Raw genomic sequence first — 17,777 nt, 5'->3', positions numbered from 1 at the left:
TTCATTTGACGGCCAGCTGACAAGCGTTGTGGGGCACAATGCGCGTCGCGATCCCTCGGGTGAACGCTGAGAGTGAGTTTCTGATCGAATGCGCCTTATTCTTGGCATCGTCATCGTCATCGGCAGCGTGTTGGGTGGATATGCAGCCATTGGCGGCCACATGGCCGTGCTGTTTCAGCCTTACGAATTCGTGATCATCCTGGGCGCGGCCATCGGCGCCTTCATCATCGGCAATACCGGGCCGGTGCTGAAACAGACGATGGGATCGCTCGGCACCCTGTTCAAGGGGCCGCGCTACAACAAGGCGGCCTATGTGGAACTGCTGGGCATGCAGTTCACCCTGTTCAAGCTGATCCAGGCCAAGGGCGTACTGGCGATCGAGCAGCATATCGAAAATCCGCGCGAATCCACGCTGTTCAACCGCTTCCCCACTTTTGCCGGCAATCACCACGCGGTGGAGTTCGTGTGCGACTATATGCGCATGGTGACCTTGGGCACGAATAACGTGCATGAAATGGAAGCGCTGATGGATGAGGAACTGGAAACCCATCATCAGGAGCGCCATCGGGTGGTGGGCGCCGTACAGGCGCTGGCCGATGGTACGCCGGCCCTGGGTATCGTCGCGGCCGTACTGGGGGTCATCCACACCATGGGCGCGATCAGCGAGCCGCCCGAAGTGCTGGGCCACATGATTGGCGGCGCCCTGGTGGGCACGTTCTTTGGCGTGTTCGTAGCCTATGGCTTTTTCGCCCCCTTCGCCCAATCGTTGCGCAATATCTATGAATCGGAAGACAAGTATTTCCTGTCGCTCAAGACGGGCCTTTTGGCCCATGTCGCGGGTAACCCGCCGGTGATGGCGATCGAATTTGCCCGCAAGATGCTGATGTCGGAAAACCGCCCGACCTTTGCCGAAGTCGATGCCGCCACGGCCGCCCTGCCGGCAGCGATCTAGGCGGCGGGAGCACAAATGGCCGACTACAACAACCGCCCGATCATCATCAAGAAGGTCAAGAAAGCCGCCCATGCCCACCATGGCGGGGCCTGGAAGATAGCCTACGCGGATTTCGTGACCGCCATGATGGCGTTCTTCCTGCTGCTCTGGCTGATCAGCATGACGACGCCCGAGCAAAAGCAGGGCCTGGCCGATTATTTCGCACCACCCAATATCAGCGCCAGCACCAGCGGTTCGGGCGGAGTGATGGGCGGCACGGCCATGGACAGCACCGGCGCGCAGATGTCGGGCAGTGTGGCAAGTCAGGTGAACGCCGATGCGCCCTCGCCGCAGGATAGTGCCGAGAGCAGCGCGGCGGACGCGGCCAGCCAGAGCCGGGCGCAAGACGATATCAAATCCAACCAGAGCCAGGCGTTCCATAGCGCCGCCGCCAGCATCAAGCAGGCCTGGCAGGCCATGCCGGAAATTACCGAGATTGCCGACAACCTGCTGGTCGAGGAAACGCCCGAGGGGCTCAATATCCAGATCGTGGATCAGGAAGGCCGCCCGATGTTCCCCGAAGGCTCGAAATTTCCCTTCGAGCTGACGCGCAAGGCCATCGCCGCGATCGCGCCGATCCTGCAGCAATTGCCCAACCAGATCAGCATTTCCGGGCATACCGCGGCCGGTGGGGTGTTCAGCAATCCGCGCTATGGCCCGTGGGATCTGTCGAGCGACCGCGCCAATGTGGTGCGCTCGATCCTGAGCGAATTCGGCCTGGCCGATGATCGTATCCAAGCCGTCACCGGCCGCTCGACCTCGGATCCATTCTTTCCCAACGACCCCTATATGGCAGCCAATCAGCGGGTAAAGATCACTGTGCTCTATGACGCGCCCCCCGTGCCGCCGGATATGGCGTTTTAGGGCTCGCTCCCTCGCCTTCGCCACCGCAGGCAGGCGCCGGGCCGGTACTTTCTGACCTTTTAGGGTCGAGAAAACCGGCCGGCTCTGATCCGAGAATCCGTATCTCAGCGGCGCTCCACCGCTCTTGACACCGCAAAATCAAAACTGCTAATGCGTAACACTAACAGCTAATACGAATTAGCGGAATGAGGAGGCAGGCTTGTCCGCATCGCGGCGGTTGACCCAGAGAGATATTGCCCAATTGGCCGGCGTCAGCCAGGCGACGGTCTCGCTCGTGCTCAACGAAGCCAAGTCTGCGCAGGGCCGTATTCCGCCCGAAACCCGCGAACGGGTGCTCAAGGCCATTCGCGACACGGGCTATGTGGCCGATCCGATCGCGCGCAGCATGGTCAAGGGCGCCAATCGCATTCTGGGGGTCTTCACCTATGAGCCCGCTTTCCCGATCGCGCAGGCCGATTTCTATACGCCGTTCCTGATGGGCATCGAGGAAGCCGCCGAGAGCCTGGGCTATGACCTGCTGCTGATGACCGCCTCGGCGCGTGACAATAGTGGCCGCAAGCGCATTTTCGGGGAATCCGGGCGGCTGCGCCTCGCCGATGGGTGCCTGATCCTGGGCAGCCAGTTCGATCGCGATGAACTGGCTCAACTGGTCGCCGGGGACTATCCCTATGTGGCCGTGGGCCGGCGCGACGATGCCGGGGGCGCGGTGCGCTATGTCGGCGCCGACTATATTGCCGCAACAACTACCCTGGTCGGCCAGGCGCTGGAAAAAGGGCACCGGCAGTTTGCCTTTATCGGCACAACGGGGCCGGCCGAATCCATTGCCGACCGCTGGCGCGGCTTCCAGAACGCGCTCAAGGGCAAGGGCGAACTGGTCCATGTCGACGCCATCGAGAATGGCGACCCGGCACGGCAATTGGCCGAGGTTCGCGCCAGCGGTGCCAGCGTGGTGTTTTTTGCCGAAGTTCTGGAGGCCGTGGCCTTCGATAATTACGCCCAGGCACAGGGCGTCAAAATCCCGAGCGATCTTTCCATCGTGGTGCTGGGCAGCGGCACGCGCACCCACACGCTGCGGCTGCACCGCGCCTTCACCTGCTACGCCATTCCTCGCGAGGAGATGGGTAGGCAGGCGGCCGCCATGCTGGTGCAGACCCTGCTCGATCCCAGCCAGGTGCCGCAAGTGCTGCTGACCTGCGAAATCGTGGCGGGCGAAACGCTCGCTCCTCCCAATACAAAGAAAGACAGTTTGAAGTGACAGAATACAACGCGGATATCCTGGTCGTGGGCGGCGGGCTTGGCGGCGTGGCGGCGGCGCTGGGCGCCTTGCGCAATGGGCGCAGCGTCATCCTCAGCGAGGAATTCGACTGGATCGGGGGCCAATTGACCAGCCAGGCCGTGCCGCCGGACGAGCATAGCTGGGTCGAGCAGTTCGGCATTACCGCCAGCTATCGTGCGCTGCGCACCGGCGTGCGGCAATATTATCGCGACCATTATCCGCTGAGCGAAGCAGCGCGGGCGGACCTCACGCTCAATCCGGGCGATGGCAATGTGTCCCGCCTGTGCCACGAACCGCGGGTATCGCTGGCCGTGATGGAAGCCATGCTGGCGCCCTATGCGGCCGGTGGCAAGCTGACGATTTTGAAGCCCTTTGTGCCGATTGCGGCCGATGTCGACGGCGATGTGGTGCGCGCGGTGACCCTGCGCCACCGCGACACCGGTCGCACCGTCACCTGTTCGGCGCGCTATGTGATCGACGCGACCGAACTGGGCGATCTGCTGCCGCTGACAGCAACGGAATATGTCACCGGCTTTGAAGCGCAGTCGGAAACCGGCGAGCCCAGCGCGCCGGCCGAAGCGCAGCCGCACAACCAGCAGGCCGTGTCGATCTGCTTTGCCGTCGATCATGTGAATGGCAATCATGTCATCGACAAGCCGGCGCGCTACGATCACTGGCGGCAGGTGGCGCCCGCATTCTGGGGTGGACCGCTGCTCAGCTGGGACTCGCCCAATCCGCGCACGCTGGAGCGCAGCCGGCGGTTTTTCGATCCCAACCCGGTCGACAATGCCACCCGCGAAGTCGCCGACCAGCGCGCCAGCGCGGGCGACATGAGCCTGTGGATTTTCCGCCGCATTGCCGCGCGTCACAATTTCCGGCCCGGCGCCTATGCCAGCGACATCTGCCTCGTAAACTGGCCGATGATCGACTATTTCGAAGCCCCGATCATCGACGTGACGCCCGAGCAATATGCCCAGCGGCTGGCTGACGCGGCGAGCCTGTCCTATTCCATGTTCTACTGGATGCAGACCGAGGCCCCCCGCCCCGATGGCGGCCACGGCTTTCCCGGCCTGCGGCTACGCGGCGACATTACCGGCACCGAACATGGCCTGGCCATGGCGCCCTATATCCGCGAAAGCCGCCGCATTCGCGCACTGACCACCGTGCTGGAGCAGGATTTGTCGCTGGCCGTGCGCGGCGATCGCGGCGCGGTGCATTATCGCGACAGCATCGGGGTGGGCATGTACCGCATCGACCTGCATCCCTCGACCGGTGGCGACAATTACATCGATGTGGGCGCCTGCCCGTTCGAAATTCCGCTGGGCGCACTCATTCCGCGCCGCATGACCAACCTTTTGGCGGCCTGCAAGAATATCGGTACCACCCACATCACCAATGGCTGCTACCGGCTGCATCCGGTCGAATGGAACATTGGCGAAGTGGCGGGGATGCTGGCGGCGCATTGCCTTGAGACCGGCCAGACGCCGCATGGCGTGCAGCAAGACGACAAGCGCCTTTCCGAATTTCAGACCCATATCGAACGCCAGGGCGTGGAGCGCCATTGGCCTGATATTCGCGGCTATTAGCTAATACGCATAATCAGGGAGGATTACTATGCGCAGGACTATTCTAAAAACCACATTGGCGGCTCTGACCGTCACCACGGGGCTGGTCGCCCCGGCTTTCTCGCAGGAATTGCGGATGGCGATCTGGAGTGCCAACGAGGCCCATCTGGCCTTGTTCAACGAGATCGCCGACGAATTCGAAGCCAGCCATCCCGGCGTTACCGTCACCTATGATTCACTGGCTTTCGAGGGCTATGTGACGACCCTGACCACCCAGATCGCCGGCGGCAATCCGCCCGATCTGGCCTGGCTGTTCGACACCACCGCCCCCGACTTCATGGCGGCCGGCGCGCTCTATCCGCTGACCGACACCTTTGCCACGACCGAAGGCTATGACATTGCCGACTTCCCGCCCGCCACGCTCACTGCCTGGTCGCGGGATGGGGTGCAATATCTCTATCCGTTCTCGACCTCGCCCTTTGGAGTCTTCGTCAATAACGATATGATCAAGGCCGCAGGCGCCAAAACACCGGCCGAGCTGATCGCGGCAGGCGAATGGACCTGGGACAATGCCATTGCCACCGCGGCCACGGTCGCCGCCACCGGCAAGCAGGGTCTGGTGGTGCGCGATTTCGACTTCAAGATCTGGGAGAACCTGGCCGAGATCTATGCGGGTTGGGGCGCTCATCCCTGGTCGGAAGATACCAAGTCCTGTGCCTTCAACAGCACGGAAATGGTTGACGCAATGAGTTTCATCCATGATGCGATCTTTGTGAAAAAGGCCATGCCCGGCCCCGGCGTTTCGGCTGATTTCTTCGCTGGCGACGCGGCGATGACCACGACCCAGATCAGCCGCGCCTCCTTGCTGCCCAAGGGCGACGCGGCGTTTGACTGGGACCTGGTGCCTCTGCCGAGCGGCCCGGTTGGCGAATATGCCTGGGTCGGCCGTGCCGGCATCGGCGTGCTTGCCAATGGCAAGAATCCCGAACTGGCCGCCGAATTCCTCGCCTTCTTCTCGTCCAAGGATAATGTGGCAAAGCTGGCCCAGTTCTTCCCGCCGGCACGGCAGAGCCTGCTGACAGCAGACGTACTCTCGGCTGCCAATCCGCTGCTGACCAAGGAGCAGATCGAGGCCGTGGTTATCCGCGGCGTTGCGACCGGCCAGTCCACGCAGCAGGTGCCCAATTTTGCCCAGTTGCAGCAGACGGCCCGTGCCGGTCTTGATGGGTTGTGGCAGCCTCAGGCCGATATTGTGGGCGTACTGAATGCGCTGTGCGATCGCCTCAATCCGCTGCTGGCGGCAAACTAGGGCAATAGCCGGTTCCTTCTTCCGGGAGGGCACCGGCGCCACCTCGCCCCTCAGGGGAGAGGTCGACGGCGAAGCCGGCGGGTGAGGGGTGCGATGCCACAGAATGTGGGATGTCCCAGCATTGCACCCCTCACCCTGGCCCTCTCCCCTGAGGGGCGAGGGGACGATAGAGCCCGTGGCTCAGTGCAGGTACCTGCCCTCCCCGCAAGGGAGGGGAGGAGAAGGAAGTTAGCTATGGCTCTTGCCCTTGACACATCGCAGGCACGGCGCAAGCGCGGGTTCTGGACCATGGCCCGGCGCGATGCGGCTACCGGATATCTGTTCATCACACCGCAGCTGATCGGCATCATCATCTTTGTGCTGATCCCGCTGGGGCTGGTGTTCTGGTATTCGCTGCATGAATGGAACGTGCTGGCCGGCTCGTTCCGCTTCACCGGCGCGGCCAATTACGAGAAGCTGCTGAGCGATCCGGCCCTAGGCGAAGTCATGACCGTCACGGCGGTGTTTTCGGCGGGCCTGGCGCTGCTCAACATGAGTCTCGCGCTGGGGCTGGCGCTGCTGCTCAATCAAAAACTGGCGTTCATGACGGTATTCCGCACGCTGTTCTTTTCGCCGGTCGTGGTGTCGCTGGTGGCCTGGACGATCGTGTGGAGCTTCCTGCTGCAGAGCAATGGCGGCATTAACGGCCTGTTGCAGATGATTGGCGTGGAAGGCCCCAATTGGCTGCGCAATCCGACCACGGCGATGATCTCGGTCATCGTCGTGCAGGCGCTCAAGAATGTCGGGCTCAACATGATCCTGTTTCTGGCGGCGCTTCAGGGCGTGCCGCGCGAACTGTTCGAGGCGGCGCGCGTCGATGGCGTGCCGCGGTTCAAGCAATTTTACCGCATCACCCTGCCGATGATCAGCCCGACCATTCTGTTGGCATCCATCGTCACCATTGTCGGGGCGCTGCAGGTGTTCGCACAGATCATGATCCTGACCCAGGGAGGGCCGGGCTTCTCCACCACGGTGCTGGTCTATTACCTCTATCAGCAGGCCTTCCAGTTTTACCTGTTCGGCTATGGCTCGACGCTCTCCATCGTCCTGCTGGTCATTGTCGGCGCGCTCACCTTCATCCAGTGGCAGCTGCGCAGAAAGTTTGTGTTCTATGAAAACTGAGCTCAGCCCCCGTGCCCAGGCGCTGGCCTATTTGACGCTTTGCGTGTTGCTCATCCCCTTTGTCTTTCCGACCTGGTGGATGGTCACTTCATCGGTCAAGCCCGTCAGCCAGATCTTTGCCTTTCCGCCCGATATCTGGCCGCGCGCTTTCGATTTTTCGTCCTATTCGGACGTGTTCAAGATCCAGCCCTTTGCGCTGCAATATTGGAACTCAGCCTATATCGCTGGTATCGTCACTGTGGGTACCATGATCGTGGCGTCGATGGCGGGCTATGCCTTTGCCCGCATCAAATTCCCCTTCGCCAACGCCATCTTCATGGTGGTGCTGGTGGGGCTGCTGATCCCGTCCGAGGTGACGCTGGTGCCGCTGTTCCAGCTGTTTTTGAAATGGGGCATGATCAATACGCATTGGCCGCTGATCCTGGTGCCGATCTTTGGCGCCCCGGCAGTGTTTGCCACTTTTATCATGCGCCAGTTCTTCATTTCGCTGCCGGTGGAGCTGGAAGAGGCCGCACGCGTGGATGGGTTGGGCCGGTTCAAGATTTTCTGGACCATCGCCCTGCCATTGGCCCGGCCTGCGCTGGCCGCTGTGGCAATCTTCACGTTCCTCGGGAGCTGGAACCTTTATCTCGAACCGATCGTGTTCATCTCGAGCGCCGACAAGTTCACCCTGCCCCAGGCGCTGACCCAATTCACCGACGCCTATGGCGGGCCGATGTGGAATATCCAGCTCGCCGCCGCGACCATGACGGCCGTTCCCGTCCTCGTGGTTTTCATCGTCGCCCAGAAGCAGTTCGTCGAGGGCCTGGCCCATACCGGGCTCAAAGGCTAATCGAAAGGCTAACCCAATGGCACCCGTTACCCTCAAATCGGTCAAGAAAAGCTATGGCGTATCGGATGTCGTGCATGGCATTGATATCGACATTGCCGATGGCGAATTCGTCGTCCTGGTCGGCCCCTCCGGCTGCGGCAAATCCACCCTGCTGCGGATGATAGCGGGGCTTGAAACTATTACCGGCGGCGAGATTTCGATCGGCGGCCGGGTGGTCAACGAGCTGGAACCCAAGGACCGCGACATCGCCATGGTATTCCAGAATTATGCGCTGTACCCGCATATGACGGTCGCCAGGAACATGGCGTTTTCGCTGGAGCATCGCGGCGGCAGCAAGGCCGAGATTGCCGAGCGGGTGAGCTGGGCCGCCGACATTCTGGGCCTCAAGCCGCTGCTCGAGCGCTTTCCGCGCCAGCTTTCGGGCGGGCAGCGCCAGCGCGTCGCCATGGGCCGCGCCATTGTGCGCAATCCGCAGGTTTTCCTGTTCGACGAGCCGCTATCCAATCTCGATGCCAAGCTGCGCGTGGTCATGCGCGGCGAGATCAAGGGGCTGCATCAGCGGCTGGGCGTGACCACCGTCTATGTCACCCATGACCAGGTCGAGGCGATGACCATGGCCGACAAGATCGTGGTGATGAATGCCGGCCGGGTCGAGCAATTCGGCGCGCCTCTCGATCTCTATGACCGGCCGGCCAATCCGTTCGTGGCCGGCTTTATCGGCTCGCCTGCCATGAATTTCATCGAAGGGCAGCTTACCCCTGAGGGGTTTGCGGCCAGGGGTGTCATGCTGCCCGTGCCGCCGGGCCCTGCCACAGGCGACGCGCTCTATGGCATCCGTCCCGAGCATTTCGAGCTGGTCAGCGATGGCCTGCCCGCCACGGTCCTCCTGGTCGAGCCCATGGGGTCTGAAACGCAGGTCACCATGACGATTGGCGAGCATCAGGTGATCGGGGTGTTTCGCGAACGGCTGCGGGCCCAGCCGGGTGCCACCATTCATGTGGCGCCGCAATTGAACGCTGTGCATCTGTTTGATGCGGCGAGCGGCAAACGGTTGAATTAGGCTATAAGCCTTGCCGTCCGAGGGGCCGCAAACAGGATTCGACATGCCGTTCAACGACCTTACCCACCCAGCGCTCGACGCCTATCGCAGCGAAGTGCAAGTACCTGCCGATTTCGATGCCTTCTGGGCCGGCACGCTCAAGGAGGCCCGCAGCTTTGGCGGCGAGGCCGTATTGGCGCGGCTTGATTCGCCGTTGCGATTGATCGAAGCCTATGACGTGTCGTTTCCCGGCTTTGGCGGCCACCCCATCCGCGGCTGGCTGCTGCTGCCGGCCAAACGGCGCGACCCGCTGCCGCTGGTGGTGCAATATGTGGGCTATGGCGGCGGGCGCGGCTTTGCCCATGAATTGCTGCATTACGCGGCGGCCGGTTTTGCCTATTTCCGCATGGATACACGCGGTCAGGGCAGTAGCTGGAGCCCGGGGGAAACACCTGATCCAATCGGCAGTACGCCGCAAATTCCAGGCATGATGACCAAGGGGATTTTGAACCCGGCCGATTATTATTATCGCCGGCTGTTCACCGATGCGGTCCGTGCGCTCGATGCACTGCTGCCGCTGTCGTTCATCGATGCAGAACGGGTCGGGGTGACGGGTGGCAGCCAGGGTGGTGGCGTGGCGCTCGCGGTGGCGGGGCTCGATGCGCGGGTCAAGGCGCTCTCGACCGATGTGCCATTCCTGTGTGATTTCCCGCGCGCCGTGCGCATTGCCGCGCGCGACCCTTATGGCGAAATCGCGCGGTTCCTCGCGACCCATCGCGACAAGAGCGACGCCGTGTTCGAGACGCTGCGCTATTTCGATGGCGTGTGCTTTGCCGAACGTGCCCGGGCACCGGCGCTGTTTTCGGCGGCGCTAATGGACAATGTCTGTCCGCCCTCGACGGTCTACGCGGCCCACGCCGCCTATGGCGGACCCAAGACCATGGTGGACTACGAATTCAACGACCATGAGGGTGGCGGGCCGTATCAGCAATTGCGGCAGCTGGCCTGGTTGCAGGAAGCGCTCGGCGTCTAGCGGGCGGGCGAAGGAGAGTTCCTTGTCTTCTGGGGTGCGGTCGCGGCATAGTCATGGCGCATATTGCACACCAGAAGAGGAAACTACGATGGGACTGTTCGACGATATCAAGGCAAAGATCTTTGGCGCCCCCAAGCCCGCAGCACCGGCGGATACGACAGCGGCGGAAATGGCCAAGTCGATCGGCCTTGCTGCCGCCAATCGCGTCGGCGCCTCGGTGACCGGTGCCCCAGCCAAGCCGGCTGCCGCCCCATCGGCGGCCGATACTCTGGTTGCGCAGGCCGGCACGGCACCAGCCGCAGCTCCCAAAGCCGCGCCTGCGGCAGCCAGCGATGTGGATGTGGCTGCAATCCTTGACGCGGCGGTAGCCAAGGGCGGGCAGAAGCTCGACTGGCGCAAGTCCATCGTCGACCTGATGAAAGCGCTTGGCCTCGACAGTAGCTTGTCGGCCCGCAAGAAGCTCGCGGCCGAACTAGCCTATACCGGCGACACCGATGACTCAGCCAAGATGAATATCTGGCTGCACAAGCAGGTACTGCAGAAGCTGGCCGCCAATGGCGGCAATGTTCCGGCCGATCTGCTGGACTAGGATTTCAGAGGCCCCGCCCGCAAGGACGGGGCTTTTTTGATTTTCGGGTCGCCTGCCTGCTATCGGCGAGGTGGATTCCGTAACCGGCCAATACCGCGGCGATCTTGGCGGGCGTTGAATTGGGCAACAACCGGCTCCCCAAAGCGGCAAGTGAAGCATGGGGACATCGCGCTGGCGGGTTCGGAGAAAACATCCATCCAACCAGTTGAAACTTGGGCGCCAGAAGTGCAGCTTTCGGCCCCTGTTCCGGAGATAGCCGGCCCCACAAGGAGAAGACCCATGAAACTCTTGAACGCACTGATCGCCGCCGGCTTGCTGGTCACCGCCAGTCCGGCATTTGCGCAGTCGGCGCTCGACGCCGTCAAGCAGGCGGGCGCGTTGCGCATCGGCACCGAAGGCACCTATGCGCCCTTCACCTTCCACGATGCCAGCGGGGCCCTGGTGGGGTTCGACGTCGAAATCGGCCGCGCCATCGCCGAGCAGATCGGGGTCGAGCCTGAGTTCGTAGAGGGCCCCTGGGACGGCCTGATCGCCGGCGTTGACGCCAATCGCTATGACGTGGTCATCAACCAGGTCGGCATCAATGCGGAGCGCCAGGCCAAGTATGACTTCTCCGAGCCCTATATCGCCTCCAAGGCCGCGCTGGTGGTGCGTGCCGACAATACCGATATCACCAGCTTTGAAAGCCTTGCTGGCAAGAGTGCGGCCCAGTCGCTGACCAGCAATTTCGGCAAACTGGCCGAGCAATATGGCGCGACCCTGGTGGGCACCGAAGGGTTCGACCAATCCATTGCACTGGTGATCCAGGGCCGTGCCGATGCCACCATCAATGACAGCCTGTCCTTCTTCGACTTCAAGAAGCAGCAGCCCGACGCTAATGTGAAAGTGGTCGCGACCGCCGCCGATGCCGACTTCTCCGGCGTGCTGCTGGCCAAGGGCAAGCCCGAATTGCTGGCCGCGATCAACGAGGCGCTGGCCGCGATCAAGGCCAACGGTACCTATGCCGAAATTTCCCAGAAGTATTTTGGCGAAGACGTCTCGCAGTAAGCGCCTGAACGCGTAGTATCCCGAAGGACCGGCCGATAATCGGCCGGTCCTTCTTCATGATGGAATTCGCGTGATGCCGCCCTGGTTTTCCCTGATGATCGAAGCACTGCCCTCCCTGCTCTGGGCATGCCTGCTGTTCACGGTGCCGCTGACGCTATTGTCCTTCGCGCTGGGACTGGCCGTTGGCTTCCTCGCGGCGGTCGCGCGGCTCTTTGCGCCGTGGCCCCTGGCGGCTGTGGTTCGCTTTTATGTGTGGATCATCCGGGGCACGCCGCTGCTGGTACAATTGTTCCTGATCTTTTACGGCCTGCCCAGTGTCGGCATCGTGCTGGATGCCTTCCCGGCCGCGCTGATCGGCTTCACCCTCAATGTCGGCGCCTATACTTCGGAAATCATCCGCGCCGTGCTGCTCGCCGTGCCCAAGGGGCAATGGGAGGCTGCCTATTCCATCGGCATGACCTGGCCGCAGGCTATGCGCCGCACCATCCTGCCCCAGGCAACGCGGATCGCCGTGCCGCCGCTGTCCAATACCTTCATTTCGCTGGTCAAGGACACCTCGCTGGCCGCTGCGATCACCGTGCCCGAACTGTTCCGCGCCGGGCAGCGCATCGTCGCTACCACCTACGAACCACTGATACTTTATGTGGAGGTGGCGCTGATCTACCTGGTGGTCAGCTCGGCGCTGTCGAGCCTGCAGGGGCGCCTTGAGCAGCGGTTTTCGCGCTATGGCGGCTCCATCGAGGCTGCGTCATGATCACGCTGAGCGACATCCACAAGAGCTTTAGCGACAATCACGTGCTCAAGGGCGTCAGCGTGGCCGTGCCCGAGGGCGGTGTAACCGCCCTGATTGGGGCTTCGGGCAGCGGCAAGAGCACGCTGTTGCGCTGCGTCAACCTGCTCGAAATGCCGCAATCAGGCGAAGTCCGCATCGATGACGCGAGGATTCACTTTGCCTCAGGCAACAAAATCGGCCGCGACGCCATTTTGGCGCTGCGCCGCAAGACCGGCATGGTGTTCCAGAACTTCCAGCTTTTCCCCCATCTCACAGCACTGGAAAATGTCATGGAGGGCATGCTGGTGGTGCTCAAATGGCCGCGCGAACAGGCGCGCAACCGGGCGCTCGAACTGCTCGACAAGGTGGGCATGACCGCCAAGGCCGATGCCTGGCCATCCAGCCTGTCCGGCGGCCAGCAGCAGCGCGTCGCCATCGCCCGGGCTCTGGCCCCCGCGCCCAAGGTGTTGCTCTGCGACGAGCCCACCTCGGCGCTGGATCCTCAGCTTGCCGGTGAAGTCGTCGAAGTCCTCGCCCAGCTCGCCCGCGAGGGCACGACCATGCTGATGGCTACGCACGACCTGCGCCTGGCCGCCACTATTGCCAGCAATGTGGTGTTTCTCGAAAGCGGAGAAGTGGTGGAAGCCGGCCCCGCCAAAACGGTGTTCGGCAGGCCCGGGGACGAGCGGACGAAACGCTTTATCTCGACGCTGACGGCACAGCATCCCGAACTCGGCGGCAGTTAGCCGAAGGGGCGTTGAGGCCGCCAAAGTCGAAAAGTCATGAGTGAGATAAAGTGGCGCGCCGGGGATAAAATTGCGAACACTTATTCCATTGAAATTATTAGATAATTATAGTCCATCCGATTTCCAGAACCGACATATCCAAGGATGTCGGCAACGCGACACCAATGGCGTCGAAAGCTTATGGGGTGGACGCCCCCGAGGGCATCTGTGTACCAAAGTGGAGGTGTTGAAACACCACTGAGGGAGGCAAGCGGCAGAGGCGTAACCCGGCAACGCCTACCTCGACCAGAACGCCACATTGAACTGCTACCGGTTCGGTGGTCAGGCCTCGCCTATCCGGGAGCGGTCCACAATCTCCTGCCCTAGGTCAGGAACTCCTTTGTGGTGACAACCCGGCCATAGGCAAAACCTAGGGCCGACATAAAGGCTGCGTGTACTTGGTCGGCCGGGACGATCGTGCCGTTGAATTCCAGATCGCGCGTTGCTGCGGCGTCCTGTATTACAGTCACCTTGTAACCATGATCTGCCGCAGCTCGGGACGTGGCATCAATGCACATGTGGCTCATGGCGCCGACGATGACGACATCTTCGATACCCTGAGCATCCAGCATCGCCTTGAGTTGGGTATCCCGGAATGCATTGGGATAGTTCTTTACAACGATCTGCTCGCCGTTTTCGGGTGCGACCGCAGGGATAATCTCGGCGCCTGCCGTTCCCGCAACGAAGAATGGCGCGCCTTCGGCGCTTTCGTGGCGAACGTGGATTACCGGCACCTCCTTGGCGCGGGCGGCTTTGATCACTTCGGCGGCTCTTTGTACCGCGGCTGCAACACCGACCAGTGGCCAGGATCCGGATGCGAGATAGTCATTCTGAAAATCCACGACGACGATTGCCTGCTTGCTCATGTTTTTATCCTTTCGATATCTCTTTCTATGGACCGAGAGGAGCATCCGCGCTATTGGCGGGATCGACAAAAAACGGATCGCAAACGACATATGCGTGACGGCATCGATATTGGCTTGCTTGAGTACCCCGGAGCCCAAGAAGCTGCGCTGCTTGGGCTGACTGACCTCTTTGAGATGGCAAACCGGCCTGACAGGCCGAACCTGAGAGTGACCAGGTGGCGAGTGAAAGGAGATCAACTGGTCCCGGCCGGAAAGAGCGGAACGCCAAGCATAGTCATCATTCCTCCGGGCAAAGAAGGACCGGTAACGGAGGGGGTGGCACGCTCCTTTGCCGGCGGGCTGCGCAAGTTACACGCCGGCGGCACGACCTTGGCATCGGTCTGTGTCGGCGCTTTCATCCTGGGTGAGACCGGACTGCTGGAACGGCGATCGGCAACCACGCACTGGGGGGCAGCCGACGCGTTCCGTATCCGTTATCCCAGCGTGAACCTCGACGTGGATCGGCTGATAATCGACGATGGTGACATCATCACTGCTGGCGGCATGATGGCATGGACGGATCTAGGCCTAAAGCTGGTTGATCGATATCTCGGCACCGCGGCGATGATGGCAACTGCGGGAGCCCTACTTGTCGATCCCCCTGGGCGTGAGCAGAGATATTATAGTTACTTCATACCCCGCCTGAACCATGGCGACGCGGCAGTGCTCGGTGTGCAGCACCGGCTGCACGCGGAATACGCGACGAACGCCAAGTTGCCCGATCTGGCTAGCAAATCCGGTCTTGAGGAGAGGACTTTTCTACGCCGCTTCCGAAAAGCGACGGGCTTGACAGTGACCGGATATCTTCAACGCTTCCGGGTGAGCAAAGCCCGCGAACTACTCCAGTTCGGTGGTGATTCAGTGGAAGAAATTGCATGGTCTGTGGGCTATGCAGATAGCGGCGCTTTCAGAAAAGTATTCCTAAATATCGTAGGCCTATCTCCATCTGAATACCGTCGCCGTTTCCAAAGATGAGGGGTGGAGCGGGAAGCAGCAGTAGAAGCTATCAGACTATGCCCGCTTTAGGGGCGATGACTTTCCGAGGTCAGACCGCCAAGAATCCGCCGTCTACCGGGAGCACTGCGCCTGAGACCATTTTGCTGTCTTCCGATAGCAAGATGCCCACTATGCGAGCAACTTCATCAACACTCGCGAAGTGACCCAGGGGATGGCGCACCATCATCGGCTCGCTCTTCTGCGGGTCGCTCCAGGCCACTGCCGCCAGGTCTGTGAGCGTGATAGTGGGGGCTACACAATTTACCCTGATCCTGTGCGGTCCCAATTCCTTGGCCATCACGCGGCTCGCGGCCTCAAGGCCGGCCTTTGACGCCGCGTAGCACAGGTGATCCTGGAAACCGCGATGGGCGGCAATGGACGTGACGTTGACAATGGCACCGCCGCCACCTGCAGCGATCCGCCGGCGTGCGAACTCCTGACTGGCTATGAGAGCAGCACGGAGGTTCAGGCCGAGCACCGCCTCGTAACCAGCCTCGGTCATATCGAGTACGCTTTCGAGAACGTTCGTTCCGGCATTGTTGACCAGAAAATCGCAGGTGCCCGCCTCACTCATCGCTCGCCGCACGGCTGCCGCATCGCCAAGATCGACTGTGATCGATCGTCCGCCAATCTCCGCCCGCAAGCTGTCAAGTTCCGATTGTGTCCTGCCCAGAGCCACGATCTCGGCGCCGCGGCGGGCGAGAAGCAACGCGCAGGCCCTGCCGATGCCCTTGCTGGCGCCGGTGACGATGACAGATTTCCCCTCAAAGCTCATGGCACCTCACACGCGGTCGAAATTGGTCGGCAGGACGATCATGTCGCGGATGGTGACCGTGCGCTTGCGCGTCAGCATGTAGACGACGGCATCTGCGACTTCCTCTGGGTCCATGATGCTGCCGCTTTCCTTGGCCTTGCGCAGGTTCTCCTCCGGCCAATCCGCCAACAATGCCGAGGCAACGGGACCGGGCGAAACCTGCGACACGCGGACCCCATGGGGGATCATCTGCCGCCGCATGCCCTGGACGAAGCTGGTGATCGCCCATTTCGAGCCCGAATAGACCGGCTCCCAGTAGGTGGGGAAGTGGCCGGCGATGGAGCAGGTGACGACGATGTCGCCGGTCTTTCGCTCCGACATGTGCGGCACGACGGCGTGCACGTTTTTCATTACGGCGTTGACGTTGAGGTTGAGCATCCGGTCGATCGCCTCCGGCGTCGTCTCGGTCAGATCGCCACCGATATAGGTGCCGGCATTGCAGTAGAGAATGTCGATATGAGGCACCTTCCGGAGGATTTCGGGCACCATGGCATTGCAGCTGTCGGTATCGAGCAGGTCGGTCACCTGCGCTATGGCCTGCTTGCCGAGGATCTGCGTGAGCTCGGCGAGAGCCGCCTCGTTGCGGTCGACGAGAACGACTGTTGCCCCCTGCCCCAGCAGCGCCGTGGTGGTGGCCAGTCCGATCCCCGATGCCGCGCCGGTGATGACCGCGATCTTGCCCTGCAGAGATTCCGACATACTCAGTTTCCTCACTTCCAACGATGGTTGCAGCGAATATGCCTGCACCTTAGTTCAACCGCGAGCCGTCTTCGCCATAGAAGTGCGCCCGCGCGGCGCTCGGCAGAAGACGGATGCGGTCGCCGGGCTTCACGTCGATCCGATCCCTGATGACCGCCGAAACACTGTGCTTGCCCAGGCGCCCGATGATGTGGGTCTCGGGGCCGGTGGGCTCGACCACGACCACCTCGACCTCGAGACCATCGCTATGCGGCACCAGGTCTTCCGGGCGGATGCCATAGGTAACCACACCAGCAGGAACGGTTCCAGCCGGCAAGACCAGTCCGTCGTCGGTGGTGAAGCCGTCGGGCCCGGCTTTGCCGCTGATGAAATTCATCGCGGGAGAGCCGATGAATTCAGCGACGAAAAGGTTCCGGGGATGATCGTAGAGTTCCAGCGGCGTGCCGGACTGCTCGATGATGCCATCGCGCATCACCACGATGACGTCGGCCATGGTCATGGCCTCCACCTGGTCGTGGGTGACGTAGATGGTGGTGGTGCCGAGCCGCTGGTGCAGTTCCTTGATCTCGGCTCGCATCTGCACGCGCAGCTTGGCATCGAGGTTCGACAATGGTTCGTCGAAGAGGAACACCTTGGGGTCGCGGACGATAGCCCGGCCCATGGCGACGCGCTGGCGCTGGCCGCCGGACAATTGCCGCGGAAACCGGTCCAGCAGGGGACCGAGGTCGAGAATCTCGGCGGCGCGGGCGACCTTCTTGCCGATCTCGTCCCTGGGCGTGCCCTTGAGCTTGAGCGAAAAGCTCATGTTGTCGGCCACTGTCATATGCGGATAGAGCGCATAGCTCTGGAACACCATGGCGATGTCGCGATCCTTGGCGGGCAGTTCGTTGACCACCCGGTCGCCGATGCGGATCTCGCCCGCATCGACCACTTCGAGGCCGGCAATGGTCCGCAGCAAGGTCGACTTGCCGCAGCCGGAAGGACCAACCAGAACGACGAACTGGCCGTCCGCAATGTCGAGCGACACGTCCTTGAGTATCTTGACGGCACCGAACTGCTTGCCCAATCGGCGAATGCTCACGTCAGCCATTGTCGTCGCT

18 protein-coding genes are annotated in these 17,777 nt (G+C 61.8%); 14 read left to right on the top strand and 4 right to left on the bottom strand.

What is annotated here, in order from left to right; translation table 11 throughout:
• The first annotated feature begins 88 nt into the window (after positions 1-88).
• The 13 genes from motA (at position 89) to FF80_RS04480 (ending at position 13,224) form a co-directional block, all read left to right on the top strand.
• Entirely contained in the window at positions 89-952 is an 864-nt protein-coding gene (gene motA / locus FF80_RS04540; protein ID WP_035097952.1) for a flagellar motor stator protein MotA, read from the top strand.
• Positions 953-967: 15 nt separating this feature from the next.
• Positions 968-1,855 carry a flagellar motor protein MotB gene (locus FF80_RS04535; protein ID WP_035097950.1) on the top strand — a complete coding sequence of 296 codons (888 nt, stop codon included), beginning with the start codon at positions 968-970 and terminating at the stop codon, positions 1,853-1,855.
• A 199-nt stretch (positions 1,856-2,054) separates the two neighbouring features.
• A complete protein-coding gene (locus FF80_RS04530; protein WP_035097948.1) occupies positions 2,055-3,110 on the top strand; it encodes a LacI family DNA-binding transcriptional regulator in 1,056 nt (351 codons plus the stop codon).
• Positions 3,107-4,717, top strand: coding sequence for an FAD-dependent oxidoreductase (locus FF80_RS04525; RefSeq protein ID WP_035097946.1), 1,611 nt, complete (start codon positions 3,107-3,109; stop codon positions 4,715-4,717). The genes FF80_RS04530 and FF80_RS04525 overlap by 4 nt, the downstream gene beginning before the upstream one ends.
• Positions 4,718-4,745: 28 nt before the next feature.
• On the top strand, positions 4,746-6,005 hold the full coding sequence (locus FF80_RS04520; protein ID WP_035097943.1) for a sugar ABC transporter substrate-binding protein: 1,260 nt from the start codon (positions 4,746-4,748) through the stop codon (positions 6,003-6,005).
• 234 nt (positions 6,006-6,239) lie between these two features.
• On the top strand, positions 6,240-7,166 hold the full coding sequence (locus tag FF80_RS04515; RefSeq protein WP_035097940.1) for a sugar ABC transporter permease: 927 nt from the start codon (positions 6,240-6,242) through the stop codon (positions 7,164-7,166).
• Positions 7,156-7,998, top strand: coding sequence for a carbohydrate ABC transporter permease (locus FF80_RS04510; protein ID WP_035097939.1), 843 nt, complete (start codon positions 7,156-7,158; stop codon positions 7,996-7,998). Before FF80_RS04515 ends, FF80_RS04510 begins: the two co-directional genes overlap by 11 nt.
• Positions 7,999-8,014: 16 nt before the next feature.
• A complete protein-coding gene (gene ugpC / locus FF80_RS04505) occupies positions 8,015-9,058 on the top strand; it encodes a sn-glycerol-3-phosphate ABC transporter ATP-binding protein UgpC (protein ID WP_035097937.1) in 1,044 nt (347 codons plus the stop codon).
• A gap of 43 nt (positions 9,059-9,101) precedes the next feature.
• Positions 9,102-10,070: an acetylxylan esterase gene (locus FF80_RS04500; RefSeq protein ID WP_035097935.1), complete on the top strand. Its 969-nt coding sequence runs from the start codon at positions 9,102-9,104 to the stop codon at positions 10,068-10,070.
• Positions 10,071-10,158: 88 nt separating this feature from the next.
• A complete protein-coding gene (locus FF80_RS04495; RefSeq protein WP_035097932.1) occupies positions 10,159-10,659 on the top strand; it encodes a DUF3597 domain-containing protein in 501 nt (166 codons plus the stop codon).
• Between the two features lie 279 nt (positions 10,660-10,938).
• Positions 10,939-11,706 (top strand): amino acid ABC transporter substrate-binding protein, encoded by a 768-nt coding sequence (locus FF80_RS04490; protein ID WP_035097930.1) that lies wholly within the window; start codon positions 10,939-10,941, stop codon positions 11,704-11,706.
• Positions 11,707-11,779: 73 nt separating this feature from the next.
• Positions 11,780-12,460, top strand: a complete 681-nt coding sequence (locus tag FF80_RS04485) for an amino acid ABC transporter permease (RefSeq protein ID WP_035097928.1) — start codon at positions 11,780-11,782, stop codon at positions 12,458-12,460.
• Positions 12,457-13,224, top strand: a complete 768-nt coding sequence (locus tag FF80_RS04480) for an amino acid ABC transporter ATP-binding protein (protein ID WP_035097926.1) — start codon at positions 12,457-12,459, stop codon at positions 13,222-13,224. Before FF80_RS04485 ends, FF80_RS04480 begins: the two co-directional genes overlap by 4 nt.
• Before the next feature lie 362 nt (positions 13,225-13,586).
• On the opposite strand, the gene FF80_RS04475 is transcribed toward FF80_RS04480, so the two are convergent.
• Positions 13,587-14,129, bottom strand: coding sequence for a cysteine hydrolase family protein (locus FF80_RS04475; RefSeq protein ID WP_035097924.1), 543 nt, complete (start codon positions 14,127-14,129; stop codon positions 13,587-13,589).
• A gap of 90 nt (positions 14,130-14,219) precedes the next feature.
• Here FF80_RS04475 and FF80_RS04470 point away from each other — a divergent pair, with 90 nt between their 5' ends.
• The gene (locus FF80_RS04470) at positions 14,220-15,143 is read left to right on the top strand and encodes a helix-turn-helix domain-containing protein (protein WP_035097922.1); all 924 of its coding nucleotides are present in this window, start codon (positions 14,220-14,222) and stop codon (positions 15,141-15,143) included.
• A gap of 70 nt (positions 15,144-15,213) precedes the next feature.
• Here the strand turns inward: FF80_RS04470 and FF80_RS04465 are convergent, their stop codons facing one another.
• From FF80_RS04465 to ugpC (FF80_RS04455), 3 genes are read right to left on the bottom strand one after another with little or no spacing between them, the layout of a single operon-like run.
• On the bottom strand, positions 15,214-15,939 hold the full coding sequence (locus FF80_RS04465) for an SDR family oxidoreductase (RefSeq protein WP_035097920.1): 726 nt from the start codon (positions 15,937-15,939) through the stop codon (positions 15,214-15,216).
• 6 nt (positions 15,940-15,945) lie between these two features.
• Positions 15,946-16,677 (bottom strand): SDR family oxidoreductase, encoded by a 732-nt coding sequence (locus FF80_RS04460; RefSeq protein WP_035097918.1) that lies wholly within the window; start codon positions 16,675-16,677, stop codon positions 15,946-15,948.
• A gap of 49 nt (positions 16,678-16,726) precedes the next feature.
• Positions 16,727-17,767 (bottom strand): sn-glycerol-3-phosphate ABC transporter ATP-binding protein UgpC, encoded by a 1,041-nt coding sequence (gene ugpC / locus FF80_RS04455; protein ID WP_035097916.1) that lies wholly within the window; start codon positions 17,765-17,767, stop codon positions 16,727-16,729.
• Positions 17,768-17,777: the final 10 nt, after the last annotated feature.

The sequence above is a fragment of the Devosia sp. LC5 genome (genome assembly GCF_000735585.1).
In the GTDB taxonomy this organism is placed as follows: Bacteria; Pseudomonadota; Alphaproteobacteria; order Rhizobiales; family Devosiaceae; genus Devosia.
The sequence above is the reverse complement of the archived record's forward strand: the minus strand, read 5'-3'. Positions and strand labels throughout refer to the sequence as shown.

What these genes read in the sequence shown, in the direction of transcription:
- FF80_RS04535 (WP_035097950.1), top strand. Translation starts at nt 968, where the DNA reads ATGGCCGACTACAACAACCGCCCGATCATCATCAAGAAGGTCAAGAAA.
- FF80_RS04515 (WP_035097940.1), top strand. Translation starts at nt 6,240, where the DNA reads ATGGCTCTTGCCCTTGACACATCGCAGGCACGGCGCAAGCGCGGGTTC.
- motA (WP_035097952.1), top strand. Translation starts at nt 89, where the DNA reads ATGCGCCTTATTCTTGGCATCGTCATCGTCATCGGCAGCGTGTTGGGT.
- FF80_RS04465 (WP_035097920.1), bottom strand. Translation starts at nt 15,939, where the DNA reads ATGAGCTTTGAGGGGAAATCTGTCATCGTCACCGGCGCCAGCAAGGGC.
- ugpC (WP_035097937.1), top strand. Translation starts at nt 8,015, where the DNA reads ATGGCACCCGTTACCCTCAAATCGGTCAAGAAAAGCTATGGCGTATCG.
- FF80_RS04520 (WP_035097943.1), top strand. Translation starts at nt 4,746, where the DNA reads ATGCGCAGGACTATTCTAAAAACCACATTGGCGGCTCTGACCGTCACC.
- FF80_RS04460 (WP_035097918.1), bottom strand. Translation starts at nt 16,677, where the DNA reads ATGTCGGAATCTCTGCAGGGCAAGATCGCGGTCATCACCGGCGCGGCA.
- FF80_RS04485 (WP_035097928.1), top strand. Translation starts at nt 11,780, where the DNA reads ATGCCGCCCTGGTTTTCCCTGATGATCGAAGCACTGCCCTCCCTGCTC.
- FF80_RS04510 (WP_035097939.1), top strand. Translation starts at nt 7,156, where the DNA reads ATGAAAACTGAGCTCAGCCCCCGTGCCCAGGCGCTGGCCTATTTGACG.
- FF80_RS04490 (WP_035097930.1), top strand. Translation starts at nt 10,939, where the DNA reads ATGAAACTCTTGAACGCACTGATCGCCGCCGGCTTGCTGGTCACCGCC.
- FF80_RS04470 (WP_035097922.1), top strand. Translation starts at nt 14,220, where the DNA reads ATGCGTGACGGCATCGATATTGGCTTGCTTGAGTACCCCGGAGCCCAA.
- ugpC (WP_035097916.1), bottom strand. Translation starts at nt 17,767, where the DNA reads ATGGCTGACGTGAGCATTCGCCGATTGGGCAAGCAGTTCGGTGCCGTC.
- FF80_RS04480 (WP_035097926.1), top strand. Translation starts at nt 12,457, where the DNA reads ATGATCACGCTGAGCGACATCCACAAGAGCTTTAGCGACAATCACGTG.
- FF80_RS04475 (WP_035097924.1), bottom strand. Translation starts at nt 14,129, where the DNA reads ATGAGCAAGCAGGCAATCGTCGTCGTGGATTTTCAGAATGACTATCTC.
- FF80_RS04500 (WP_035097935.1), top strand. Translation starts at nt 9,102, where the DNA reads ATGCCGTTCAACGACCTTACCCACCCAGCGCTCGACGCCTATCGCAGC.
- FF80_RS04495 (WP_035097932.1), top strand. Translation starts at nt 10,159, where the DNA reads ATGGGACTGTTCGACGATATCAAGGCAAAGATCTTTGGCGCCCCCAAG.